The organism is Methylobacterium tarhaniae (genome assembly GCF_001043955.1).
Lineage (GTDB): Bacteria > Pseudomonadota > Alphaproteobacteria > Rhizobiales > Beijerinckiaceae > Methylobacterium > Methylobacterium tarhaniae.
In genome coordinates, this window is record NZ_LABZ01000049.1 from 1 (window position 1) to 24,853 (window position 24,853).

Here is a 24,853-nt window from a genome sequence, read left to right on the forward strand (position 1 = left end):
CGGCCGCTCGGCCGGCGGCTCGGGCTCGTCCCAGGTCTCGCCCTCGCCGGGCTCCGCGAAGGCGCGGCGGGCCGCCAGCGCCGGCGAGTTGCCGGCATAGGGATCGGCGGCGCCCTGGCGCCAGGAGCCGTCGCGGAGGGACTCGATCTTCTGCGCCACGGCGCTCCGGGCGCTGATCGCCAAGTGGGCGAGCGTCCCGAGGGAGGCCAGGCCGAGACCCGGCGAGTCGTCGTCATGGGCCGGCGCCGTGCCGCGGCGGCTCTGCCGCTCGTCGTAGCGGCTCACCACGGGCGCGTAGGATTCCGCTTCGTCCTCCCCGTCCTCGTCCTCGATCAGACCGAAGCCGCAGGCCCCGGTCAGGCTGACCACCGCCACGGCCGCGTAGAGGAAGCCCGCGAAGGCCCCGGCCGGACCGGCGATCGCCTTGGCGGCGGCGAGCAGGGCATCGCCCGCGACGCCGCCGAGGCCGGTCGGCAGCGGCCAGCGCGCGGTGGGCGGCAGGGCGCTCGCCATGCCGCTCGCCGCACCGAAGCCGATGATCCAGAGAACCAGCCGCAATTGCAGCCGCGCCAGCCGGTGGGTGCGCAGGAGCCGCATGCCCCACACCGCCGGCGGCAGCGCGAAGGCGAGCGCACCGAGGCCGAGGAGCTGCATGCCGAGATCCGACACCACCGCGCCGCCGAAGCCGAGGAGGTTGCGGGCCGAGCGCGAGGTGGCATGGTTGAGGCTGGGATCGTCGATCGACCAGGTCGCCAGGGCCACCGTGAAACAGGCTGCCCCGACGAGCAGCGCGAGGCCGGTAACCTCCGTCGCGCGCCGCGTCAGGAACGCGCGGAGCGTGTCGATGAGGCCATCGTAGGGCGATGCCGAGCGACGAAGCGAACGCATGCGGGACTGGACCGGGTACGCGGAACTGGAGGATGAGGATGGGGCGGTGCGGTTAATGGTGGTTTAAGGCTAACCGCCCGTTGTGACGGCCGGCTGCAGCACGGCGCCGACCGTGTTTGTGTCGTGGATTCCACTCGTGCAGCCCGCGCCAACGTGGTCGCTCGCAGCCGACGCCCCTTCCCGCGTGAAAAAATGGAAAAGTGTATTTTTGATTTCAGGTTATCGGCGGCGACTCGGCATCGTTTGGCGTTCGCGGGTATGCCGATGTTCATGAAGTTTTTACTGTTAAATTACACAAGGTAACTGCAGTAATAATGGGGAATGTTGTGGCAAGCGAATCCTGCGAGAACGCCGAAAATCCGCTAATTTGCGATAACAGCACTGGTGATAGCGACAATTTCATAAATAATGTCTCAAATATTATAAATTCTGTCAAATTGTGTATATATCGTAAGATAAACAAAATGTCAGATAATGTGAAACTGGCTTTAATAGTTTTAGCAAAATCGTTTTTCGTCTCCTGGCTGATGGGATTCCTTTCAGTTCTGGCGACCTATGCATATGCGATGAAGAGCGGAATCAGAGTTCCAGCTGAGGGAGTTGCATATATCAGCATTGTGATCGGGGTAAGTTCGTGGGCAATATATATCCTATCCGCAATTGTGCTTTTTTTAATATTTATAGCTTTTCGATACTTAAAGAACCGTATTGGTGCGCGTATCGAAAATGAATCGCTTCAGCGTATCAGCGAGACTTTGCGCCAATTTATTGCGCATAGTTTTGGACGGATAGCACTAACAGTATTTGCAATATTTTTAGCATGGTATTTGTGGGTTGAATATCAATATGACAGCAAAAGTAACACCATACCCGTTTCATTTTATTATTCAATTATATATGCGTCGCTGATGGCGCTAGTTTCGCTCGTGTCTTGGTGCTTGTTCTCAGACCAGCCGGCTTGGAAGTGGCAGATATATGCTACCGTTCCGCTCGTCATCGTCATGACGTTCATGTTTTTTGCTGGTGATAATTATGGCTACTTATTGAGATCTCTACGCTTCGGGGGCGGGTTGCAGGCAACTCTTGAGTTCAAGAAGCCCGATGGTTATTCGACGAGTCCAGTTGCCGGTTATATCTTGATGCGCTCAAATGATTATATTTTCTTCTGGAATTGTGCTGAAAATATTCAGGAATTTCCCATAAAAGACATTTCAGCCATCACTATGAAATCCAATCCCGAGTGGAATACGCCATATTATAATAAAAGCGGACAAAAATGCGGCGACAAATAATCGAGTATCGCTTCATGGTTTCGACCGAAGCAGGTCGTGCCTTCTGGAGCCGTGTCGCTGAGCGAAAACAGGAGATCCCGTCTGCATGGCCTTCGACGCTGCGGGCGCAGGCGGGTTCGGTATTCTGACTGAGTCTCTGAATTCGTATCTTGGTGTCGGGATGGATCGACGCCCCTCACGATCGCGGACCTGTCCGCGATCGTGAACCGAGGCGTCACAGCGCGTCGGGTCGGTCGTCGGTCCGGGTCTGGATGCGTGCCGCCGGGCGATGTGGCCTTCCAGGGGCCGGTTTCATTTCGTGCAAGGCGTGCTTTGTCGGAGCAGACCGGTACGGAAAAAGAAGGACAGAGCAGCGCCCCCGCTTAACAAAGAACCCCGGTGCATGGCGCACCGGGGTCCCGTTTGAGTCTCCGATGAGCCGGGGCAGTCCGCCCCGGTTCTCCGATCTCAGTAGTTGTAAGCCCGCTCGCCGTGATCGGCGAGGTCGAGGCCCTCGCGCTCCTCGTCCTGGGTCACACGCAGGCCGACCACCACGTCGACGATCTTGTAGAGGATCGCCGAGCCGACGCCCGACCAGATGATGGTGAAGCCGACTGCCTTGGCCTGGGACAGGAAGGCCGGGCCGAACTCGTAGGCAGCGGCCACCAGCTCGCCGGGCTTCGTCGCGTAGTCGGGGGCACCGACGCCGCCGAGCGCCGGGTTGACCAGGATGCCGGTGGCGAGCGCGCCCAGGATGCCGCCGACGCAGTGCACGCCGAACACGTCGAGGGAGTCGTCGTAGCCGAGGGCGTTCTTGACGGTCGAGCACATCACGAAGCAGACGGCGCCGGCGACGAGGCCGAGCACGATCGAGCCCATCGGGCCGGCGAAGCCGCAGGCCGGGGTGACGGCGACGAGGCCGGCGACCGCGCCCGACAGCATGCCCAGCAGCGAGGGCTTGCCCTTGGCGGCCCACTCGACGAGGAGCCAGGACAGGCCGGCCGCCGCGGTGGCCACGAAGGTGTTGATCATGGCGAGCGCCGCCGAGCCGTTGGCCTCCAGGTTGGAGCCGGCGTTGAAGCCGAACCAGCCGACCCAGAGCAGCGAGGCGCCGATCATCGTCATGGTGAGCGAGTGCGGGGCGAGCAGGTCGCGGCCGTAGCCGATGCGCTTGCCGATCATCAGGCAGCCGACGATGCCGGCGATGCCCGCGTTGATGTGCACCACGGTGCCGCCCGCGAAGTCGAGGGCGCCCCACTTGAACAGCAGGCCGGCATCGGCGTTGACGGCGTCGAGCGCGTCCTGGGCCGCCTTCTTGGAGGCCTCGTCGGTGGCCGCGGCGAGCGCCTTGGCGGCGTTGCCGACCGCGTCGGGGCCGCCCCAGTACCAGACCATGTGCGCCATCGGGAAGTAGATGAAGATCAGCCACAGCGTGCAGAACAGCATCAGGGCCGAGAACTTCATGCGTTCCGCGAAGGCGCCGACGATCAGCGCCGGGGTGATCATCGCGAACGTCATCTGGAAGCAGATATAGACGTATTCGGGGATGACGACGCCGTTCGAGAAGGTCGCCGCGACCGAGTTGGCGTCGACGCCGCGCAGGAACGCCTTCGAGAAGCCGCCGACGAAGTCGTTGAGTCCGCCGCCATTCGTGAAGGCGAGGCTGTAGCCGAAGAAGACCCAGAGGATGCAGGCGAGGCTGACGATGGCGAAGACCTGGGTCAGCAGCGACAGCATGTTCTTGGTGCGGACGAGGCCGCCGTAGAACAGGGCGAGGCCCGGCACCGACATCATCAGCACCAGCGCGGACGCGATCAGCATCCAGGCGGTGTCGCCCTTGTTGGGCACCGGCGCCGCCGCGGCGGCAGGCGCCGCCTCGACGGTCGGCGTCTGCGCCAGGGACGGCTCCACCAGGACGAGCGCCAGTGCGGCGCCTCCCAGGCCCAGAGCCAGGACGTTGCGAAGCTTCATGGAAGAGGAACTCCCGATGGATTCAAGGCAATGACGTAAGGAAAGGATCGCGCGGCGCGACGGCCAGCCCCGCGCGGGCGCCTCAGAGGGCGTCGACGTCGGTCTCGCCGGTGCGGATGCGCACGGCCTTCTCGAGCGGCATCACGAAGATCTTGCCGTCGCCGATCTGGCCGGTGCGGGCGGCGGCCGCGATGGTGTCGACGACGTTCGAGACGAGGTCGACGGCGACCGCCACCTCGATCTTGAGCTTGGGCAGGAAGCTGACGGCGTATTCGGCCCCGCGATAGATCTCGGTATGCCCCTTCTGCCGGCCGTAGCCCTTCACTTCGGTCACGGTCAGGCCGTGCACGCCGATGCTGGTGAGGGCGTCGCGGACCTCCTCCAGCTTGAACGGCTTGATGATGGCCATGACGATCTTCATGGGTCGAGCCCCCTTTCGATTGGCGCTCCCGTCCGGGCGAGCCGGGCCGGGGCGTGATCCGGCGCCTGGGCGAACCTAGGGGCCCTGGCGCCGGTGTCGGGGGGATTAAATCAAGGAACGTGCCACGGATCGCGACCGGACCTACGGACAAGCTGCCCGGTTCCTGAGCCGATTGCGGAGATTGAAGCCGCTCCCGGCGGCAATGCAGATTAAAAAGTCACCAATTGCCTAATATGGGTGCAGGGCGGATCAGGCCTCCGGCTCGGCCTCGGGATCGGGAGCACGGCGCTTCTCGCGGATCATGCCCTCCTGCGCGACCGAGGCGACGAGGGTGCCGTCGCGGGTGAAGATCAGCCCGCGGGAGAAGCCGCAGCCGCCCGACGCGCTCGGGCTGTCCTGGGCGTAGAGCAGCCACTCGTCGGCCCGGAACGGCCGGTGGAACCACAGGGCGTGGTCGAGGCTCGCTGGCTGGATCTCGCTCTCGAACACCGTGCGGCCGTGGGGCGCCAGCGAGGTGTCGAGCAGCGTCATGTCGGAGGCGTAGGCCAGCACCGCCTGGTGGATCGCCGGATCGTCCGGCAGGGGCGAGGTGGCGCGGATCCAGACGTGGAACTGCGCCGGCCCCGGCTCGCGCGAGCCGTAGCGGGCAAGCTCGACCGGGCGCAGCTCGATCGGTCGCTCGCGCTCGAAATAGGCCCGGACCGGCTCGGGCATGCGGGGCAGCATCGAGGCCTTGAGCAGGCCTTCGCCCGGCAGATCCTCCGGCATCGGCACCGCCGGCATCCGGGCCTGGTGGTCGAAGCCCGGCTCCTCCACGTGGTAGGAGGCCGACATCGAGAAGATCGGCCGCCCGTGCTGGATCGCCACCACGCGGCGCGTGGTGAAGCTGCGGCCGTCGCGGATGCGGTCGACCTCGTAGACGATCGGCACCTTCGGGTCGCCGCCGAGCAGGAAATAGGCGTGCAGCGAGTGCGGCCGGCGCTCGGGCGGCACGGTCCGGGTCGCCGCGACCAGGGCCTGGCCGATCACCTGGCCGCCGAAGACCCGCTGCCAGCGATCCTTCGGCGAGCGACCCCGGAAGAGGTTCTGCTCCAGCGGCTCCAGGTCGAGGATGTCGAGGAGTTCGGCGACCGCGCGCAAGGGGATGGTCCGGGCTGGTGGAAGGGGCGCGTAGCTGACGCAGGCCGAGGCGCGCCGTCAAGCGACGCGGGGCGCACCGTCTGTGCTATGAGCCTTGCCGACCAGTCGAGCAGCGGGCGATCGCGATATGGCGCAGGGTGATGGCGTGAGCGGGCGGCGGGGTGCGGCGCGGGAGATCGTCGTCGCGGGCGGCGGGCTGCCGGGGCTGGCCCTCGCCCTCGCGCTGCGGCAGGCGCTGGGGGAGGGCGTGCGGGTCACGGTCTGCGACCCGGCCTTCGGCCGCAAGGAGCCCCTGCGGGACCTGCGGGCCTACGCGGTCGCGGCGGCCGCGCGGCGGATGCTGGAGCGCCTCGGAATCTGGGACGCGGTCGCCGCGGGCGCCCAGCCGATCCGCGAGATGGTGATCACCGACAGCCGCCTCGCCGATCCGGTGCGGCCGACCTTCCTGACCTTCGAGGGCGAGGTCGCGGAGGGCGAGCCCTTCGCCCACATGATCGAGGGTGGTGGCCTGGTCGCGGCCCTGCGGGAGGCCGCGGCCGCGGCGGGCGTGGTGCTGGAGGGCAGCCCGGTCCTCGCCGCGACGCCCGAGACCGACCGCATCGTCGCGCGTCTGCCGGATGGGCGGCAGATCCGGGCCGACCTCGTCGTGGCGGCGGACGGCGCGCGTTCGCGCCTGCGCGAGGCTGCCGGCATCGGCTGGGTCGGCTGGTCCTATCCCCAGTCGGGCATCGTCGCCACGGTGGCGCATGAGCGCGACCACGAGGGGCGGGCGATCGAGCACTTCTTGCCCTCCGGCCCCTTCGCGGTGCTGCCGCTGCCCCCCGGCGGGTCGCTGGGCCATCGCTCCTCGATCGTCTGGACCGAGCGCCAGGCCGAAGTGCCGGCGCTCCTCGGCGGCGGGCCCGAGGAGGCCTTGATGGAGGTCGAGCGGCGCTTCGGCCTGGGCCTCGGCCGCATCGCCCTCGAATCCCCCTTGCGGGCCTATCCGCTCTCCTTCGGCATCGCCCGGCGCTTCGGCGCGAAGCGCCTGCTGCTCTTGGGCGACGCCGCCCACGTCATCCACCCGATCGCCGGCCAGGGCCTGAATCTCGGCCTGCGCAGCGCCGCCGCCCTGGCGGAGGCCCTCGCCGACACGATGCGCCTCGGCCTCGACCCGGGCGGTCCCGAAGCCCTGGAGACCTACGAGCGCAGCCGGCGCTTCGACACCCTGGCGATGGGGGCCGCCACCGACGGCCTCAACCGCCTGTTCTCGAACGACGCCCTTCCGGTCCGCCTCGCCCGCGACTTCGGCCTCGGCCTCGTCGACCGGCTTCCGGGGCTGAAGCGGATGTTCATCCGCGAGGCGGCGGGGTTGCGGGGGCGGCAGCCGCGGTTGATGCGGGGGGAGGCGCTGTAGGCGAACGAGGGCATTGCCCTCGTCCGCGTCGACCTCGTCCAAAATCCCGGCGCGGTCAGTCAGCGCAGATCGGCTACGTGCCGCACGGCGAAATGTGTCAGCTCCGTCAGCGTCGCCACCCCGAGGCGCTGGCGCAGGGCCGCGCAGGAATTGGTCACGGTCTTGTAGCTGACCGACAGATCCTCGGCGATCGCCGCGTAGCCCCGCCCTTCCGCCAGCAACGCCAGGATGCGGCGCTCGCGCGGGCTCAACGCCTCGAGCAGGGAGCGGCGCGGATCGGCCTGGAGCAGGGCGACCTCGGTGGCGAGCGGCCCGTCGAGGTACGGGCGACCGGCCCGGACCTGCTCGAAGGCCCGCACCAGGTCGCCGGCGGGCGCGTCCTTGAGCACGTAGCCGACGGCGCCCGCGGCGAGCGCGCGGGCCACGATCGCCGGGTCGGCGTGCATGCTGAACACCATCACGCGGGTGGCCGGCGCCCGCTTGCGCACCCGCCCGATCAGCGCGAGGCCGGCGAGGTCGCGGCCCGGGAAGGCGAGGTCGATCACCGCCACGTCCGGGCGGTGGCGCAGGATGGCGCGGTAGCCCTCCGGGAGGCTGGCGGCCTCCCGCACCTCGGCGCCGGCATCCTCCAGCAGGCGCCGGGCGCCGCGCAGCACGATCGGGTGATCGTCGACGACGACGACGCGGGTCACGGGGCCTCCTCCTCGCGGGCTTCGTGGCCGGCCGGGAGCACGATCCTCAGGGACGTGCCGGGCTCGCGCGGCACCAGGGCGAGCCGGCCCCCCAGGGCCTCGACGCGCTCGCGCATGCCGGCGAGACCCCGTCCCTCGCCCAGATCCTGTACCCGATCCTCGGCCAGGCCGCTCCCGTCGTCGTCGACGGCGAGCCGCAGGCTGCCCTCCTCCTCGGCGACCTCCACCGTCACCCGCGACGCCCCGGCATGGCGGAGCGCATTGGTCAGCCCCTCCTGCACGCAGCGATAGATCGTGAGGTCGACGAGGTCGCCGTAGCCGGCCTTCAGGGCTGCGAAGCGGCCCTCGACCGCCATCTCCGGGTGGTGGCGGGCGGCCTCCCGCACCAGGAGTTCGAGGCAGCGGCTCAAGGGGACCTGGCCGAGGCCGGCCGGGCGCAGGCGGTTGAGCAGGGCCCGGTTGATGGTCTGCACCCGCTTGACGATCGCCGCGATGTCGTCCGTGCGCTGGATCAGGCGGGCTCGGGCCGGCTCGTCGAGGGTCGCGGCGATGCGGGCGATCGAGGAGGAATTGGCTTCGAGCGCGAACAGGCACGGGCCGAACTCGTCGTGCAGCTCGAGGGCGGTGCGCCGGCGCTCGTCCTCCTCGGCGGTCATGACGCGGCGGTGAAGCCGCAGGTTGGCGGCCCGCGCCGCCCCGAGCGCCTCGGCGAGCCGGTTGAAGCGGGTCGCGATCACCGCGAGTTCCCGCGTGTCGGGCCGGCCGACCCGGGCGCCGTAATCCTGCTGCTCCAGCCGGGTCAGGCCGGCGGCGAGCTGGGCGAGCGGGCTCAGGATCCGCCCGAACGCGACGTAAAGGATCGCCAGCATGGCGAAGCTCAAGGACAGGCCGGTGAGGCCGAGCGCCAGGGCGTAGCCCCAGACCTCGTCGATCTCGTCCGAGGGCTCCGCGGTGACGAGCGCGGTGCCGATGCGCGCCCCGCGCAGCATCAGCGGCACCTCGTGGCTCTGCGCCGGCGGCGCGATCAGGCGGGCGAACCAGGCCGGCGCCCGTCGCGCGCCCTCCCGCTGCGTCCCGGTCCCGACCGGCTGGTGCGCGGCGTCGAGCAGCGCCACCCGGACGTGGCGCAGGCCGCGGAAGCGCAAGGCGAGGGTGCGGAACAGGCCGGGGAGGGGCGCGTCCTGCATGGCCTGCAGGGTCTCGGCCACCAGCGGCTCGACCACCGCCATCGAGGCCGCGGTCTCGACCTCGGTGGCGGTGCGCGCCTTGTGGATGATGACCGCGCCGGAGATCGCCGCCGCCACCAGATTGATGAGGACGACGACCACCATCAGCCGCGCCCGCATCGGGCGGCCGGACCAGAGGGCGGGCACGAGCCGTCGCGGGGCGGTGTCGTCGGGCAGCGGCTCGGTCAAGGGAGGCGGCGAGGTCGGGCGCAACGGGCTCTCGGGGGGAGCGGGGGGATCCCGCGATGGGCAGGCTGCACGGAGAAAAGAAGAAGCGCGGGATCCCCCTCTTCCGCAGGGGAGAGGGGGATCCCGCGCCGTTCCGGTCCCGAAAGCATCCCCGGGCGGCCCTGCGCGACACGAGCCCCGCCGCGGGGCCCGTGTCAATCGGGCGGACGGTCCTGTGCCCGCCTACCAGGTCATGCGCACGCCGCCATAGACCGAGAGCGGCTGCACCAGGGTGGTGGTGCGGGGGTCGTTCAGCACGTAGCGGCCGGCGAAGTTGTCGTCGCGCTCCAGGAAGGTGCCGAAATTGGCGTAGCGGTTGTTGAACAGGTTGGTCACCAGGCCGAAGATCTGGATGTTCTGCGTCACCTGGAAGCTGGTATTGAGGTTGGCGGTGAAGTAGGCCGGCAGCTTGCGGTTGAGGTTCGACTCGTCGCCGCGGAAGTAGGACGACGAGAAGGCCTGCATGTTCATGCCGAAGCGCCAGAACGGCGTGATCGCGTAGTCGAAGCCGGCCTTGAACTGGTGGTCGGGGATCAGCGGCACCTTGTTGCCGGGGCGCACGCTGATGAGCCCGTCATCGGCGAGCGGGTTGTTGGGCGAGGAGAGGTCGCCGCGGAACTGGAAGGTGGCGTCGATCAGGGCGTAGTTGGCGTAGAGGCTCAGGCGCCCGGTGACGTACTCGGCCGCGACCTCGATGCCCTGGCGCTGCGTCGCCGGCACGTTGACGAAGTAGCCGCGCGCCGCGTTCCCCGGCACCGCGACCTGCAGGATGTCGTTGGTGAGATCGGTGCGGAAGGCGCCGAGCTTGTAGTTGAGAAGGCCGCCCTCGTAGAAGTTCGGGACCGAGCCGCGGATGCCGACCTCGTAGGTGCGGGCCTCGACTTGGCGGAGCGGCGGGTCGGCGACCAGCGAGTTCGGCAGGAGGCAGGGCCGGTCCGGGTTGGCGCAGGCGAGCTCGAGCGGCGTCGGCGCCCGGTTCGACTCGGAATAGCCGCCGTAGAGGGACAGCCAGTCGTAGAACCGGTAGGTCAGGCCGGCGACCGGGTTGACGCGGCTGAAGTAATGGGTGCCGGTGACGTCGGGCGAGAACCCGGTCTGGTCCTGGGTCGAGATGCGGGCGAAGTTCAGCCGCGCGCCGGCGGTGAGCGAGAGCCGGTCGGTGAGGTCGACGGTGTCGAGGGCGTAGAGGCCCATATAGAGGTTCGAGCCGGTGACCCCGCTCGGGGCGATGCCGAGGGCCGCCGCCGTGCGGATCGGGCCGACCCCGAGGCCCGGGATGGTGCCGTAGGTGGGGTTGAGCGGGTCCGTCGTGACGCTCAGGTCGGGGTTGATGACGCCCAGCGTGCTGCCCGACTTGAAGCTGTAATTCGCGACGTCGATGCTGCCGCCGACGATGAAGGTGTTGGGACGGTCGAAGAGGCGGTCGCGGTTGGTGGCCTGGAGCGTGCCGCCATAGCCGGTCGCCTCGGTCCGCACGGTGTCGTAGGTGCCGTAGGGCACGCCGGCCCGGAACGGGATCCGCTGGTTCTGGGGCCCGAGGATCAGGAACTGGTTGCGGAACTGCGCCTGGGTCTGGCCCGGGGCAGCCGAGAAGCCGTCATCCTCGAAGCACAGGTTGCCGCGGAAGTTCGAGCGCGAGCTGCAATTCTCGAAGTTGCCGTCGTTGCCGTCGACCACGAACTGGCTGAAGCGGCGGAAATAGGCGTTGCCCGACAGGTCCCAGGTCGGCGAGACGTTGACCTTACCGGTGACCTGGATCTGGCCGACCGCGGTGTCGATCGATTGCGGGTAGGTGAAGATCGCCCGCTGGTCGGTGCGGGTGAAGTCGACCGGCGAGGCGGCGGCGGCGCCGAAAAAGGTCTTGGCGCCCGAGGCGATGACGTGGAACTCGGAATCGAGGGTGCGGTGGCCGATATCGGCATAGACCCGGCCGATCTCCGAGGGCGACTGGTAGCGCCAGCCGGCATCGCGCAGGCCCTCGCCGGCGAAGTAGAAGCTCCAGGGGCCGATCACCTCGCCGTATTGCAGGGTGCCGAGGATGCGGCCGTCCGAGCCGCCCATCACCGAGACTTCTTTGCCCTGCCAGGTGAAGCCGTTCTTCATCTCGATGTTGACCGCGCCGCCGAGCGCGTTGAGGCCGAAGATCGGGTTGCCGGTGACGATGTCGATGCGGTTGATCGCGACCTGGGGGATCAGGTCCCAGTTCACCACGTCGCCGAAGGCCTCGTTGATGCGGGTGCCGTTCTGGTAGACGGCGAGCCCCTGCGGCGCGCCGAGCAGCGGCGAGGCGTCGAAGCCGCGATAGGTCAGGGTCTGGCGGAAGCTGTTGCCCTGGCCGTCGGAGAGGCTCACCCCCGGCGTGGTGCGGGCCAGCGTGAAGGTCGGGTCGAGGGTGGCGCGGTCCTGCTCGAACTGCCTCGCCGTCACGGTCTCGACGGTGAAGGGGACCTTGGCGAGCGGCAGGGCGCCGCCGTCGATCCTCGCGCCGGTCCCGACGCCGCGCGTGCCGCCCGCGCCGGCCACCGGCGTCACCGGCACGACGTCGATCGTGTCGAGGGCGATGGTGCCCTGCGCCGCCGCCGGCGCGGCGAGCGCGGCCGAGACCAGCGCGGTCGTGACCAGAAGTCCCCAGCGCGACGCCACCATGTCCGACACACTCCCCAGCCGAATCTCTTGTGCGGCGGAGCACTGCGCGTCGCCGATGAGACGAGATAGCGAGCTTCGCCGTTCTGCCGCAATCCCGCCGCAGGGGGCATTGCACGGCTGGGTAGTTCTAGGGCAGAGTTAGCGCTTGAACGGCGCCCATAGTGACCTGGCGGCAACAGCTTCGAAGCCGGGAGTGACTTGCGACGGGAAGATTTGGCAATCTGATTTGCTTAATGCTCCTGGCCGATCGACTTTCCCGAGGGGCGGTCTCCGTTCAGGAGCGGGCGAGGGCGGCGACCGCCTCCGGCCCGGTCAGCGGCGCGCTGTCCCACTGTGCCGGCCGGTCGATCGCGTCGCGCAGCATCGCCTTGTAGACGTGGCGCGGCACCTCCTCGGCCCCGAACTGCGCGAGGTGGCTGGTCAGGAACTGGGCGTCGAGCAGCCTGTAGCCGCCGCGCTTCAGCCGGGCGGCGAGGTGGACCAGCGCCACCTTCGAGGCGTCCCGGGCGACGTGGAACATGCTCTCGCCGAAGAACGCCGAGCCGAGGGAGACACCGTAGAGGCCGCCGACCAGGAGGCGCGGCTCGCCGGCATAGACCTCGACGGTGTGGCAATGGCCGAGATCGAACAGCTCGCCGTAGAGCGCCCGGATGCGAGCATTGATCCAGGTGCGGTCGCTGTCGCGCCGCGGCGCGGCGCAGCCCTCGATCACCGCATCGAAATCGTGGTCGGTCACCACCTCGAAGCCGCCGTTGCGCACCGTGCGGGCGAGGCGCTGGCCGAGATGGAAGCGGTCGAGGGGCAGGATGCCCCGCTCCTTCGGCTCGACCCAGTACAGGGTCGGGTCGTCGGCATCCTCGGCCATCGGGAAGATGCCGGCCGCATAGGCCTTGAGCAGGATCTCGGCGGTGATCTCGACGTTCAGGCTGCCGTGCATCGACGGGGGTTCCGGGCGCATCGCGCGGGCGGAAACGAGTGTCCACCCGGCCCGGGCCTTGGCAAGGCGAGGGCCTCGCAAAGATAGGGCGCGGAGCCTGCCGCAACGAGACACGGCCCGCGGCTCTGGGCCGCGGGCCGCCCGCGCTGGAGACGGCGGCGTGAGCCGGAAATCAGCCCCGCCCGATCAGCCCCGCCCGATCAGCCCCGCCGAAGGGCCGCCGCGTCGGGCTGCGGCTGGCGCTTGGCGCGGGCGACCGCCTGGAGCGGGTCGGGCCGCGGGGTGACGGCGTCGAGGATGTCGCGGCCGAGCGCCTGGGCGAGGCAGGCATAGCCCTGGTCGCCCATGTGGAAGCTGTCGGAGGACAGCATGCCGGCGAGGAGGCCCGGATCCTGCCGGTTCCAGTCCTTCATCAGGGCGTAGCGCGAGAAGACCGGCACCTCGGCACCGTTCGCCACCGCCGCGACCAGGCCGACGAAGCGCTCGTAGCGGGCATGGTCGGGGATCGCGGGATAATATTGCTGGTCGAGGATGATCAGGTCGCTGCCGGCGGCGCGGACCAGGGCGATGCCCTGCTCGAGCCGGGCCCGGAACGCCGCCTCGCTGCCGCCGGTGATCGCGTCGTTGGTGCCGACCTGCCAGATCACCAGATCGGGCTTGGCCGGCTGCGCCAGGGCCTCGGCGAGGCGCGCCAGCGTCTGGTCCGCGGTCTCGCCGCCGATGCCCGCATTGGTCACGCCGACCGGGGTGCCGCGCCAGGCGGCGCGCAGGGACTGCTCCAGGAGGCGCGGATAGGTCCGGTCCGGCGCGGAGGCGCCGACGCCCTCGGTCGAGGACGAGCCGATGGCCAGCACCTGCACCGATTCGCGCCGCGCCACGTGGGCCTCGGTCACGCTGAGGCTCATCCGCTCCGCCGCCGGCGGCAGCTGCGCCGGGCAGGCCGCCGCGGGACGCGCCGCGACGAGATGACCGGCAATGATGGCCGCCGACAGGCAGGCCATCCGGCCCAGGTGAAACCGGAGAAGCATGGCAGTTCCGGACAAGGAGGGAGATGAACCGATTCGGTTCCGCATTGGTCGGGTAACATGCGCGTTACCGCCGATCTAGCCGAAAATGAAGCTGAGCCAAGATCAGCTCCGCTGCTCTGCTCGGCTGGTCAGCGAAACCGGTGACGATCGGCGAGAACTGCGCGGGTTCGACTCACCCGGGCTTAAGCTTGAGCGTTGGTTGCCGGGGAGCCTTGTCGCGGGTGGCGTCGGCCGTCATCCCTGCGCCTCCTCCGGAATCTCCATGTCCAGCAGCGCGGCGCTCAAGCCCTTGCCGTGGGCGTCGAGCGCCAGCGAGCGGGTGACGCCGCCGCCCAGGGCCTCCGTCAGCACGAAGTTGAGGGCGCCGAGGCGGGGCAGCGCGTAGCGCGTCACCTCGCCATGGACGATGCCGGCGAAATGGGCCCGCACCCGCTCGGCCGTCACGTATCGGTCGAGGCGCGGGTAATCGGCCGGGTCGTGGGCGATCAGCGAGATGTTGGCGGTGTTGCCCTTGTCGCCGGTGCGGGAATGGGCGAGCGCGCGCAGCTTCATGGTCGTCTCCCTCACGCCTCGATCATCCGCACGCTCGGCCGGGCGAGCGCGGCCGGCACCAGCACCGAGAGCACGCCGACCACCTCGCGGGCCGATTTCCACGCCCCGCCGCCGCCGGCCGGGCCGTTGGTGTAGAGCGTCTCCACCTCGTTGCCGATCCGCGCCGCCTCGGCGAGGCTGTCGCAGCGACCGGCGACGCGGATGCGCACCTCGTACGGCTCGGCCTCCCCGGCGCGTCGCGGGCCGTGCAGGGAATCGACGCCGATCAGGTCGAAGCGCAGCTCGCTCGCCGCGACCCCGGTGAGGCGCAGGCGCTCGCGCACGATGTCGAGGGCGAGGCGGCCCCGCGCGGCGGCGCCCGGCCCCGCATAGGAGATCTGGCCCTCGCCGATATAGGAGTCGATCAGCCCGACCGAGACCTTGAGGAGCCCGGTCGCCGGTGCGCCGCGCCCGCCGGTCACCCGCACCCGGTCGGGGCCGAGGGCCTCCATGGCGACATCGGAGAAATCCGCCACCACGTCGGGCTGCAGGTAGCGGGCGGGGTCGTGCACCTCGTAGAGCAGCTGCTCCTTGCAGGTGGCGAGGGTCACCGCGCCACCCGATCCCGGAACCTTGGTGATCTCGACCTGGCCGTCCTCGTCGACGATCCCGATCGGGAAGCCGAGCCGGGCGAGGCCGGCGACGTCCTTCACCCCCGGATCGGCGAAGTATCCGCCGGTGACCTGGCCGGCGCATTCGAGGAGATGGCCGGCGAGCGTCCCGCGGCCGAGGCGGTCCCAATCATCCATCGGCCAGCCGAAGGCGTGGACGAGCGGCGCGAGGAAGAGCGCCGGATCGCCGACCCGGCCGGTGATGACCACGTCGGCGCCGTGGGCCAGGGCCTCGGCGATCGGTCCTGCGCCGAGATAGGCGTTGGCCGAGATCGCCCGGTTGCCGAGGTCGCGCACCCGGCCGCCGGTCTCAAGGATCTCGTAGTCGCCGGCACCGACCGCCTCCAGCACGTCGTCGCCGATCACCGCCGCCACCTTGAGGCCGGAAAGCCCGAGGTCGCGGGCGATCGCCCGGGTCTTCTCCGCCGCGGCGAGGGGGTTGGCCGCCCCCATATTGGTGACGATGCGGGTGCCGTTGCGCCGGCAGGGCTCCAGCACGGCCCGCATCCGCGCCTCCAGCAGGGGGTCGTAGCCGGCGGCGGGATCGCGCAGGCGGGCCTGCTGGGCAAGCGCGATGGTCCGCTCGGCCAGGCATTCGAAGACGAGGTAGTCGAGGGCGCCGTGCTCGGCGAGCTCGATCGCGGGCTCGATGCGGTCGCCGGCATAGCCGGCCCCGGCGCCCAGGCGGATGCTCCTCATACGGTTTCCTCCTCTCATGCGGTGTCCTCCTGGGGCTGCGTTCGCCTCCGGCGCAGGGGCGCCGGCGCCCGTCCGGGCTCGGCCGGCGCCCCGCGGGTGCTGCGGGGGTCAGAGCGGGAAGACCCCGAAGGCGACGGCCGCGAAGGTCATCACCACGGAGGCTGCGAGCAGGAACGGGAAGGTGAATTTCTGGTGGTCGGCGAGGTCGATGCCGCACAGGCCGCAGACCAGGAAGGTCGCCGGGGTCAGCGGGCTGACGGGGAAGCCGGTGGTCATCTGGCCGAGCAGCGCGCCCTGCGCCACCTGCAGCGGCGGCACGCCGAGCTGGTGGCCGACCTCGGCCACCACCGGCAGCACGCCGAAATAGAACGAGTCCGGGTCGAACAGCATGCTGAGCGGCATCGAGACGAGGCCGAGCGTGAAGGGGATGTGCGGGGCGAGGCCGGGCGGCACGAAGGCCACCGCTCCCTGCGCCATCGCCTTCAGCATGCCGGTGCCCTGCATGATGCCGGTGAAGACGCCCGCCGCCAGCAGGATCGACGCCATCAGGATCGCCGCCTTGGCATGGGCGTCGATGCGCTGGCGCTGCGCGTCGACGCTCGGATAGTTGATGATGAGCGCGAGCGCCGTGCCGAGCATGAACATCAGCGCCGGCGGGATCTTCTCGGCCATCAGCACCATCGTGCCGAGCACCGCGACGGTGAGGACGAGGTTCGGCCAGAACCGGTCCGGCCGGCGCAAGGAGCGCTCCGCCTCGCTCAAGGCGCGTCCGCCTGCGGCGACCGCCTCCGTGGTGCCGGCCCCGGCCCGCTTCAGGCGGCGCTCCTCGCGCAGGCCCAGCCAGTACGAGACGGCGAAGATGAAGGCGAGGCCGACCGCCTGCACCGGCACGAGCGGCGTGAAGATGTCGGGGATCGGCAGCTTGAGGGCCGCGGAGGCCCGGATCATCGGCCCGGTCCAGGGCAGGAAGTTGACGCCGGCCGCCAGCGACGCCGCGCAGGCCAGGATGCGCCGGTCGATCCCGACCCGGTCGTAGAGCGGCAGCATCGCCGGGATCGTGATCAGGAAGGTCACCGCGCCCGAGCCGTCGAGATGGATCAGGAGCGCGAGCAGCGTCGTGCCGGGCACGATCCGGCTCGGCCGCGTGCCGACGGTGGCGAGGATCCTGTCGATGATCGGATCGAGCAGGCCGGCATCGCTGACGATCCCGAAGAACAGGATCGCGAACACGAACATGCCGACGACCGGCGCCAGGCTCTGGATGCCGGCGAGCACGAACTTGCCGGTCCCGAGCCCGAACCCGCCGACGAGGGCGGCGGCGACCGGGATCACGATCAGCGCCACGAGGGGCGACAGGCGCTTGGTCAGAATACAGGCGAGCAGCAGCGCGATCGTGCACAGGCCGAGCAGGGCCAGCATCGCTTCCTCCCAGGGTTCGGCGCTCGGATGTGGCGCCGTTGATGACCGGGGGATCACAACCCAGGGTCGGCGATCCGGCAATTGAAAAGATCGGATCGCCGCGATAACCGTTCGTTATGGATCTCAACCTGCGCCATGTCCGGGCCTTCGTGTCGGTCGCGCATCTGCGCAGCTTCACCCGGGCCGCCGCCCTCCTGAACCTGTCGCAGCCGGCGCTGACGGTGCAGATCCGCCGCCTGGAGGAGGCGCTGGCGGTGCGCCTCCTCGACCGCAACAGCCGCAGCGTCGCGCCGACCCGGGTCGGACGCGAATTGCTGCCAGTGTTCCAGCGCGTGCTGCGCGAGCTCGACAGCGTGGTGATCGATACCCGCGACCTCGCGGCGCGCCGCCACGGCACGGTGCGGATCGCGGCCCTGCCCTCGGTGGCGGCGGGCCTCCTGCCGGACGCCATCGCGGCTTTCCGGGCGGCGCATCCGCGGATGAGCTTCGTCGTCAAGGACGCGATCGCCGAGCGGGTGCTGGCGCTGGTGCGGCGCGAGGAGGTCGATCTCGGGATCACCGGCGGCGATGTGCGCGATCCCGACGTCACGGTGCTGGCCCGCGCGGCGGATGCCCTGCACGTGGTCTATCCCGAGGGCCATCCGATCGGGGATGTCGGGACGGTGACGCTGGAGGCCCTGGCCGAGCACCCGCTGGTGCTCATGGATGCCGAGACCAGCGTGCGCGCGGTGGTCGATGCCGCCTTCGTGGCCGCCGGCCGGCTGCCGGTGACGGCCTGCGAGGCGACCTACATGATGACGGCGGTCGGCATGGTGCGGGCCGGGCTCGGCCTCACGATCCTGCCGGGCTCCGCCCGCGAGATCCGGGCCGAGCCCGACCTTCGCTCCCGCCCGATCGCCGAGGCGAGCCTGTCCCGTCCGGTCTGCCTGATCGCCAAGGCCGGCCGCACCCTGCCGGATGCGGCCGAGGACTTCCTGGGCGAGCTGGTCCCGGCCCTGGCGGCGGAGCTGTCGGCCGTGGCGTGAACCGCATTGCGCGTCGTCCCGGCTTCCGCGGCGCGGCCCGGGACGACGGGGGGTCGTCCGCTCAGGGATGCGTCAGAACCGCACTGCCCGCGCCCGCTTCACCTGCGGGATCGCCTCGATCGCCCGCAGGAGGTCGGGCGAGACCCCCTCGTCGATGGCGGCGAAGCAGATCGCGTCGCCGCCCGGACGGTCGCGGCCGAGATGGAAGGTGGCGACGTTGACGCCGGCCTCGCCCATCAGCGTGCCGAAGCGGCCGATGAAGCCGGGCTGGTCGGCGTTGCGGATGTAGAGCATGTGCGGCGCCACCGCGGCTTCGAGGGCGATGCCGCGGATCTCGACGAAGCGCGGGCGCCCGTCCTGGAACACCGTGCCGGCGGCGTCGCGGGGCATGTCCTCGGCCTCGACCGTGACGTGGAGGCGCGAGGCGTAGGGCCCCTCGACCGTGGTGCGCGTCGCGGTCTCGACCTGGATGCCGCGGGCCCGCGCCACCTCGATCGCCGACACCATGTTGACGCCCTCCAGGAACGGCCGCAGCGCCCCGGTCACCGCGGCGGCGGTGAGCGCCCGGGTGTTCAGCTCCGCCGCCTCGCCCTCGTAGACGAGGCGGATGCCGTGGATCGGCGCCTCGGTGAGCTGGCCGAGGAACGAGCCCAGCTGCTCGGCCAAGGTCACGTAGGGCCGCAGGCGCGGCGCCTCCTCGGCGGAGATCGACGGGAAGTTGACCGCGTTGCGGATCGCCCCGTGCAGCAGGTAATCGCTCATCTGCTCGGCGACCTGGAGGGCGACGTTCTCCTGCGCCTCGGTCGTCGAGGCGCCGAGATGCGGCGTGCAGACCATGTTGGCATGGCCGAACAGCACGTTGGTCTTGGCCGGCTCCTCGGTGAACACGTCGAAGGCCGCCCCCGCGACGTGGCCGGATTCGAGGGCCGCGCGCAGGGCCACCTCGTCCACGAGGCCGCCGCGGGCGCAGTTGACGATCCGCACGCCGCGCTTGGTGCGCGCCAGCGCCTCGGCCGAGAGGATGTTGCGGGTCTTGTCGGTCAGCGGCACGTGCAGGGTGATGACGTCGGCCCGCCGGAGCAGCTCGTCGAGCTCGACCTTCTCGACGCCCAGCGCCACCGCCCGCTCAGGGGTCAGGAACGGGTCGTAGGCGATGACCCGCATCCGCAGCCCGATGCCGCGATCGGCCACGATGGCGCCGATATTGCCGCAGCCGATGACGCCGAGGGTTTTGGCGGTCAGCTCGATGCCGAGGAAGCGGTTCTTCTCCCAGCGCCCGGCTTGCGTCGAGGCGTCGGCCTGCGGGATCTGGCGGGCGAGCGACAGCATCAGCGCGATGGCGTGCTCGGCGGTCGTCACGGCGTTGCCGTGCGGCGTGTTCATCACGATCACGCCGCGGGAGGTCGCGGCCGGCACGTCGATCGTGTCGACGCCGATGCCGGCCCGGCCGATCACCGAGAGCCGGCCGGCCTTGCCGAGCAGCGCGGCGGTGACCCGGGTGGTCGAGCGGACGGCAAGGCCGTCATACTCGCCGATGGCGGCAGCGAGCGCCTCCTTGTCCCTGCCGAGTTCCGGGCGGAGATCGGCCTGGATCCCGCGCTCGCGGAAGATCGCGACGGCGGCGGGGGAGAGGGTGTCGGAGATCAGGACTTTTTTGATGGGGGTGGTGGGCATGGCGGCCTCGAACGGGTGTGCGCCATCGCCCCGCGGGGGAGCGGGTCGGTCGGGGGCTCTCGCGCGGAACACCGCGTCATACCATCGGCCCAGGATGCTGACGCATCGACTCGATCTCGGGCAAGGCCGAGATCGACGGGGCCGATGATCCATCTCGAATTTTCGACGCCAAGCCCAGAAGTCCGGGACCTTGGGCTTGACGAAAATTCGAGAACGGAACCAAAGGTCGTTTTCATCGACCTTTGGTATCGCACGTCTCCGTTCGCGCCGCCTTTCGAGGAACGCGCACTTCCCCTCTCCCGTGTGGGAGAGGGGATCCCGCGCCGGTCTCGTGAGCGGGCGCGCGGTAGGAGATGTCGATCGACGCGGTATGCCGACGAACCAAGCCTCTGCCGAAGCCGGCTCCCAGTTGCGCGGGGCTCCGGCGCCAATGTACGGCGATGGTGGGCTTGTCAGGCCGCCTGGGTCAGGCGGGCCTTCTCCTGGGCGAAGGCCCAGTCGAGCCATGGCGTCAGGGCCTCCAGGTCCGAGGCCTCGACGGTGGCGCCGCACCAGATCCGCAGGCCCGGAGGGGCGTCGCGGTAGGAGCCGATATCGAGGGCGACGCCCTCGCGCTCCAGGGCCGTCGTGATGCCCTTGGCCACGGAGGCCACGGCCTCGGGGCCGCGCCCGACCACGTCGGGATCGCTCACCACCAGGCAGACGCTCGTGTTGGAGGCGGTCGCCGGATCCTCGGCGAGGTTCGCGATCCAGGGCGTGCGGGCGACCCAGTCGGCGATCACGCCGGCATTGCGGTCGGCGCGCGCCCGCAGGGCGGGCAAGCCGCCGAGCTGTTCGGCCCAGCGCAGCGCGTCGATGTAGTCCTCGACGGCCAGCATCGAGGGCGTGTTGATGGTCTCGCCCTGGAAGATGCCCTCGATCAGCGTCCCGCCCTTGGTCATGCGGAAGATCTTCGGCATCGGCCAGGCCGGGACGTGGCTCTCCAGCCGCGCGACGGCGCGGGGCGAGAGGATCAGCATGCCGTGGGCGGCCTCGCCGCCGAGCACCTTCTGCCAGGAGAAGGTGACGACATCGAGCTTGGCCCAGTCGAGATCCTGCGCGAAGGCCGCCGAGGTGGCGTCGCAGATCGTCAGCCCCTCGCGGTCGGCGGCGATCCAGTCGGCGTCCGGCACGCGCACGCCCGAGGTGGTGCCGTTCCAGGTAAAGACCACGTCGCGGGTGCGGGTATCGACCGTGGAGAGGTCGGGCAGGCGGCCATAGGGCGCCTTGATGACGCGGGCGTCGAGCTTGAGCTGCTTGATCGCGTCGGTGACCCAGGTCTCGCCGAAGGATTCCCAGGCCAGCATGTCGACGGGGCGGGCACCGAGCAGCGACCACATCGCCATCTCGACGGCGCCGGTATCGGAGGCCGGCACGATGCCGATGCGGTACTCGGCCGGCACCTGCAGCACGCTGCGGGTGAGGTCGATGGCTTCCTTGAGTTTGGCCTTGCCGAGCTTCGCCCGGTGCGAGCGGCCGAGCGCCGCGTCGGAAAGGGCCTCGGGTGTCCAGCCGGGGCGCTTGGCGCAGGGTCCGGACGAGAAGAAGGGCGCGCGCGGGCGCGCCGCGGGGCGGGTCGTCATGCTGGTGTCCATCCTTCCAGATGGGCGCCTCTCGGTGGGGAGAGGTGTCCCGCCGACCCGCATGCGCCAGGCCGGACCCGGCGTCAACCCTGCGGCCGACCCGATCCCGGCGGCATCAGGCGCGCCAGGTGGGCGCGGTGGGCCGCGAGCGTGACCTGGAAGTCGGCGAGCAGAGCCTCGGCGAGCGCGGCGGTCGGCCCGTCCCCCGGGGCGAGGCGCTCTACGAGGACGCGCTGGCGCGCGACCCGGTGCTCGGCCTCGATGACGTGGCGCAAGGCCATCTCGAAATCCGTTTCGTGGAGCGGGTGAGCCGCTTGCATGGCGGGACCCTCCAGCCTCGGACCCGCCTGCCGGCGGGCGGGATCGATGGGCGGCCGGCCGCGACGGAACCGCCCGCACTATGGCACGGGCGGGCCCGCCCGGATAGGACGACGCGCGGCAGCGTGAGATGGGGGTGACATGGACGAGTTCGGGCGCGCCTTCGGGCTGGCGGTCGCGATGATCCTGCGGGCGGATCCCGATCTCGTCGCCATCGTCGGCCTGTCCCTGCGCGTCAGCCTCACGGCGGCGGGCCTCGGCTTCGTCCTCGGGGCGCCGCTCGGCGCTCTGCTCGCCGCGACCCGGTTTCCCGGCCGCGGCGCACTCCTCGTCCTCGTCAACGCGCTGCTCGGCCTGCCGCCGGTGGTGGTGGGGCTGGTGCTCTACCTGCTCGTCTCGCGCTCAGGGCCCCTCGGCAGCCTCGGCCTGCTGTTCACCCCCGGCGCCATGGTGATCGCGCAAGGGGCCCTCGCCCTGCCGATCGTGGCGGCGCTCTCGCACCGCACCTGCGAGGCCCTGTGGGCGGAGTACGGCGATTCCTTGCGGGTCGACGGGGTCGGGACGGGACACGCGGCCCTGATCCTGCTCGCGATGGCGCCGGCGCCCCTCGTCACCGCCTTCCTGGCGGCGTTCGGGCGGGCGATCGCCGAGGTCGGCGCCATCCTGATGGTGGGGGGCAACATCCGCGGCTACACCCGCACCATGACGACCAGCATCGCCCTGGAGACCAGCCGCGGCGACCTGGCGCTGGCGCTCGGCCTCGGGCTGGTCCTCCTCAGCCTGACGCTCGCGGTGAGCGCCGCCGCCTTCGGGATCAACCGCGTGGCGGCTTCGCCGCGCGGGTGATCATTGGCTCGGCATCGTGCCGGCGGGGAAGAACAGCTGCTCGCCCCCGACCTTGAACGACGCGATCGCCGCCCGGCCGCGCTCGGAGGTGAGCCATTCGTGCCAGATTCTGGCATCCGCCGCGTGGATCTGCGGGCGGGTCGATTGTGGGAACTTGGCCGGGTTCACCAGGATCGAGCCGTAGGGGTTGAACAGGGCGGGGTCGCCCTGGACCAGGATCACGAGGTTCTGGCGGTTCTTGAAGTTCGCCCAGGTCGCCCGGTCGGTCAGGGTGTAGGCGTCCATGGCGGCCGCCGCGTTCAGCGTCGGGCCCATGCCCTGGCCGAGCTCGCGGTAGCTCGCGCCGAGGCCGCGGGCCTCGAACCCGGCCTTCCTCCAGAGCCGCAGCTCGGTGCGGTGGGTGCCGCTGTCGTCGCCCCGGCTGGCGAAGGGCGCCGTGGCGCGGGCGATGCGGGCGAGCGCCTCCGTGGCGTCGCGCCCGCCCTTGATGCCGGCCGGGTCGGCGCCGGGCCCGACGATCACGAAGTCGTTCGCCATCACGTCGCGCCGGTCGAGGCCGTGGCCCTCGGCCACGAACTTGTCCTCGCCGCCCCGGTCGTGGACGAGGAGCGCGTCGGCATCGCCCTTGGCGCCGATGGCCAGCGCCTGCCCGGTGCCGACCGCCACCACCCGAACGGCGATGCCGGTCTCGCGCTGGAAGATCGGCAGCAAGTGGCCGAACAGGCCCGATTGCTCGGTGGAGGTGGTCGAGGCGAGCGTGATCGCCCGCTCCTGGGCCGCGGCGGGCCGGCCGAGGGCGGGCGCGAGGGCCAGGAGGGCGAGGAGGGCGAGGCGGCGTGGGATCGGGCGGCTCACGGGCGGGCTCCGGTGGGATCGACGCCAGCGATACCCCGCGGCGGATCGGCGACGCCAGGGCGTATCGGCTCCGACGCCGTCAACCCTTCGTCGCCGGCCCTGCCGCCGCGAGGCTGTTGGCGATGGTGGTGAGCATCGCGGCGGCCCGGGCGGCGGTCGCCGGTTCGTGCCCGTCCGCGGCCAGCCGCCGCTTGGTCTCGATCACGGTCTCGACCGCCTCGACCAGCGCGCCCGCCGGGACGAGATCGCGCTCGACGAGCGCGAGCATCAGGCTCTCGACCAGCATCAGGGCCGCCTGGCCGGCGGCGGCGTGGTGCCGCTCCATCCCGTCCGGATCCTCGCTCTCAGTGGCCGGCATCGTCGCCGCCTTTCCCATCGCCGCCGGTCCCGGCTTCCCGCGCTCCGACGAAGTCCGGGCGGTCGCGCTCGGCCATGTCGAGGAGCGGTCCGGCGATCCGCACCAGGGCGTCGAGGTCGCCGATCGTCACCCGGCGCCCCCGCATGGTGACGATGCCGTCCTCCCGGAAGGCCCGCAGCACCCGGTTGACGTGCACGTTCGAGATGCCGAGATGGTCGCCGATCTGCTCCTGGGTCATCGGCAGGTCGTAGGCCAGGGCGTCGGGCGGCAGCGTGCCCGAGCGGATCAGGCGGCCGCGGAAGTCGACCAGCAGCATCGCCAGGCGCTCGTCGGCGCTGCCGCGCCCGAGCCCGACGATCCAGTTGTGCAGCCGCCGCTCCTCCTCGATCACCTGCCACATGCAGCGGATGGCGAGGTCCGGGTCTCGCTCGTAGGCCTCGCGCAGGGTGCGGTGGTCGACCTGCTCGACCAGCACCTCGGACAGGGCCTGGACCGCGTCCGGGCTGTGGGTGACGAACAGGCTCTTCACCGCGAACAGGTCGCCGGGGAGGAAGATCAGGATGAACTGGCTGCGGCCGTCCTCCAGGGTGCGCAGGCGGCCGACCCAGCCCTTGCGCAGCCGGAAGATCGTATCGTTCGGGCTGTCCGCCTCCACCAGGAAGCGGCCGGACGGATAGAGGCGGCCCGAGCCGCTCATCGTCCGGTCGAGGGCCGCCTCGCCCCGGCGCAAGGATTCCAGGATCTCGGGCCGGTGCATCAGGTAGCGGGCGGAGTCGGGCATGACGGCGCAGGATCGGTCCGGGAGAGGCGTCGCAGGGACGGCACGGGGGGCTTAGGCGTGGCCGAGCCCCGCGGCATTCACCTGCGATGATCCTGATGCATACTGCGGCGGAGTTTATCGCCGGTTACGCAACCCGGCCGGGGCCGGCGAGGTCCGGGCGCCGCTCGCGGGTGATGCGGGCCGATTCCGCCGCCCGCCAGCGGGCGATCG

General features: G+C 70.3%; 21 protein-coding genes and 1 pseudogene. 4 read left to right on the forward strand and 18 right to left on the reverse strand.

Annotated features, from left to right (window positions below):
- On the reverse strand, positions 1 to 888 hold an 888-nt coding region (locus tag VQ03_RS08130), incomplete at its 3' end, for a DNA translocase FtsK 4TM domain-containing protein (RefSeq protein WP_048450381.1).
- A 464-nt stretch (positions 889 to 1,352) separates the two neighbouring features.
- Here VQ03_RS08130 and VQ03_RS32855 point away from each other — a divergent pair.
- Positions 1,353 to 2,180, forward strand: a complete 828-nt coding sequence (locus VQ03_RS32855; RefSeq protein ID WP_157064016.1) for a hypothetical protein — start codon at positions 1,353 to 1,355, stop codon at positions 2,178 to 2,180.
- 447 nt (positions 2,181 to 2,627) lie between these two features.
- Here VQ03_RS32855 and VQ03_RS08135 read toward each other — a convergent pair whose 3' ends face one another.
- The 3 genes from VQ03_RS08135 to tesB all read right to left on the reverse strand — a co-directional run bounded on the left by VQ03_RS08135 (position 2,628) and on the right by tesB (position 5,691).
- Positions 2,628 to 4,130, reverse strand: a complete 1,503-nt coding sequence (locus VQ03_RS08135; protein ID WP_048450382.1) for an ammonium transporter — start codon at positions 4,128 to 4,130, stop codon at positions 2,628 to 2,630.
- Between the two features lie 82 nt (positions 4,131 to 4,212).
- Positions 4,213 to 4,551, reverse strand: coding sequence for a P-II family nitrogen regulator (locus tag VQ03_RS08140; RefSeq protein ID WP_048450383.1), 339 nt, complete (start codon positions 4,549 to 4,551; stop codon positions 4,213 to 4,215).
- Between the two features lie 249 nt (positions 4,552 to 4,800).
- Positions 4,801 to 5,691 carry an acyl-CoA thioesterase II gene (gene tesB, locus VQ03_RS08145; protein ID WP_048450384.1) on the reverse strand — a complete coding sequence of 297 codons (891 nt, stop codon included), beginning with the start codon at positions 5,689 to 5,691 and terminating at the stop codon, positions 4,801 to 4,803.
- Between the two features lie 127 nt (positions 5,692 to 5,818).
- On the opposite strand from tesB, the gene VQ03_RS08150 reads away from it, so the two are divergent.
- Entirely contained in the window at positions 5,819 to 7,087 is a 1,269-nt protein-coding gene (locus tag VQ03_RS08150; RefSeq protein WP_048450385.1) for an FAD-dependent monooxygenase, read from the forward strand.
- A 59-nt stretch (positions 7,088 to 7,146) separates the two neighbouring features.
- Here the strand turns inward: VQ03_RS08150 and VQ03_RS08155 are convergent, their stop codons facing one another.
- The 8 genes from VQ03_RS08155 to VQ03_RS08190 all read right to left on the reverse strand — a co-directional run bounded on the left by VQ03_RS08155 (position 7,147) and on the right by VQ03_RS08190 (position 17,164).
- Positions 7,147 to 7,779 carry a response regulator gene (locus VQ03_RS08155; protein WP_048450386.1) on the reverse strand — a complete coding sequence of 211 codons (633 nt, stop codon included), beginning with the start codon at positions 7,777 to 7,779 and terminating at the stop codon, positions 7,147 to 7,149.
- Positions 7,776 to 9,194, reverse strand: coding sequence for an ATP-binding protein (locus VQ03_RS08160; RefSeq protein WP_048450387.1), 1,419 nt, complete (start codon positions 9,192 to 9,194; stop codon positions 7,776 to 7,778). Before VQ03_RS08160 ends, VQ03_RS08155 begins: the two co-directional genes overlap by 4 nt.
- A gap of 222 nt (positions 9,195 to 9,416) precedes the next feature.
- Complete coding sequence (locus tag VQ03_RS08165; RefSeq protein WP_048450388.1) at positions 9,417 to 11,879, reverse strand: TonB-dependent receptor; 2,463 nt, start codon at positions 11,877 to 11,879, stop codon at positions 9,417 to 9,419.
- Positions 11,880 to 12,153: 274 nt separating this feature from the next.
- Entirely contained in the window at positions 12,154 to 12,816 is a 663-nt protein-coding gene (gene aat / locus VQ03_RS08170) for a leucyl/phenylalanyl-tRNA--protein transferase (RefSeq protein WP_048450389.1), read from the reverse strand.
- Positions 12,817 to 13,016: 200 nt separating this feature from the next.
- Positions 13,017 to 13,844, reverse strand: coding sequence for an SGNH/GDSL hydrolase family protein (locus VQ03_RS08175; RefSeq protein ID WP_053078451.1), 828 nt, complete (start codon positions 13,842 to 13,844; stop codon positions 13,017 to 13,019).
- A 234-nt stretch (positions 13,845 to 14,078) separates the two neighbouring features.
- Positions 14,079 to 14,396 (reverse strand): AtuA-related protein, encoded by a 318-nt coding sequence (locus VQ03_RS08180; RefSeq protein WP_048450390.1) that lies wholly within the window; start codon positions 14,394 to 14,396, stop codon positions 14,079 to 14,081.
- 11 nt (positions 14,397 to 14,407) lie between these two features.
- Positions 14,408 to 15,745 carry an acyclic terpene utilization AtuA family protein gene (locus tag VQ03_RS08185; RefSeq protein WP_048450391.1) on the reverse strand — a complete coding sequence of 446 codons (1,338 nt, stop codon included), beginning with the start codon at positions 15,743 to 15,745 and terminating at the stop codon, positions 14,408 to 14,410.
- Between the two features lie 108 nt (positions 15,746 to 15,853).
- Positions 15,854 to 17,164 carry a CitMHS family transporter gene (locus tag VQ03_RS08190; RefSeq protein ID WP_048450392.1) on the reverse strand — a complete coding sequence of 437 codons (1,311 nt, stop codon included), beginning with the start codon at positions 17,162 to 17,164 and terminating at the stop codon, positions 15,854 to 15,856.
- 116 nt (positions 17,165 to 17,280) lie between these two features.
- Between VQ03_RS08190 and VQ03_RS08195 the strand changes: the two genes are divergently transcribed.
- On the forward strand, positions 17,281 to 18,189 hold the full coding sequence (locus tag VQ03_RS08195; RefSeq protein WP_048450393.1) for a LysR family transcriptional regulator: 909 nt from the start codon (positions 17,281 to 17,283) through the stop codon (positions 18,187 to 18,189).
- 72 nt (positions 18,190 to 18,261) lie between these two features.
- Here VQ03_RS08195 and serA read toward each other — a convergent pair whose 3' ends face one another.
- The 3 genes from serA to VQ03_RS08210 all read right to left on the reverse strand — a co-directional run bounded on the left by serA (position 18,262) and on the right by VQ03_RS08210 (position 21,805).
- Positions 18,262 to 19,863 carry a phosphoglycerate dehydrogenase gene (gene serA, locus VQ03_RS08200; RefSeq protein WP_048450394.1) on the reverse strand — a complete coding sequence of 534 codons (1,602 nt, stop codon included), beginning with the start codon at positions 19,861 to 19,863 and terminating at the stop codon, positions 18,262 to 18,264.
- Positions 19,864 to 20,315: 452 nt separating this feature from the next.
- Positions 20,316 to 21,485, reverse strand: a complete 1,170-nt coding sequence (locus VQ03_RS08205; RefSeq protein WP_048450399.1) for a phosphoserine transaminase — start codon at positions 21,483 to 21,485, stop codon at positions 20,316 to 20,318.
- Positions 21,486 to 21,568: 83 nt separating this feature from the next.
- On the reverse strand, positions 21,569 to 21,805 hold the full coding sequence (locus tag VQ03_RS08210; RefSeq protein ID WP_048450395.1) for a hypothetical protein: 237 nt from the start codon (positions 21,803 to 21,805) through the stop codon (positions 21,569 to 21,571).
- A 139-nt stretch (positions 21,806 to 21,944) separates the two neighbouring features.
- Between VQ03_RS08210 and VQ03_RS08215 the strand changes: the two are divergent.
- Positions 21,945 to 22,613 (forward strand): annotated as a pseudogene (locus tag VQ03_RS08215) (ABC transporter permease); the annotation flags it as partial.
- A gap of 36 nt (positions 22,614 to 22,649) precedes the next feature.
- On the opposite strand, the gene VQ03_RS08220 reads toward VQ03_RS08215, so the two are convergent.
- From VQ03_RS08220 to VQ03_RS30920, 3 genes are all read right to left on the reverse strand, one after another.
- Positions 22,650 to 23,504, reverse strand: coding sequence for an ABC transporter substrate-binding protein (locus VQ03_RS08220; RefSeq protein ID WP_083467848.1), 855 nt, complete (start codon positions 23,502 to 23,504; stop codon positions 22,650 to 22,652).
- 79 nt (positions 23,505 to 23,583) lie between these two features.
- Positions 23,584 to 23,862 carry a hypothetical protein gene (locus VQ03_RS08225; protein WP_048450397.1) on the reverse strand — a complete coding sequence of 93 codons (279 nt, stop codon included), beginning with the start codon at positions 23,860 to 23,862 and terminating at the stop codon, positions 23,584 to 23,586.
- Complete coding sequence (locus VQ03_RS30920; protein ID WP_053078452.1) at positions 23,849 to 24,643, reverse strand: Crp/Fnr family transcriptional regulator; 795 nt, start codon at positions 24,641 to 24,643, stop codon at positions 23,849 to 23,851. Before VQ03_RS30920 ends, VQ03_RS08225 begins: the two co-directional genes overlap by 14 nt.
- Between the last annotated feature and the right edge of the window lie 210 nt (positions 24,644 to 24,853).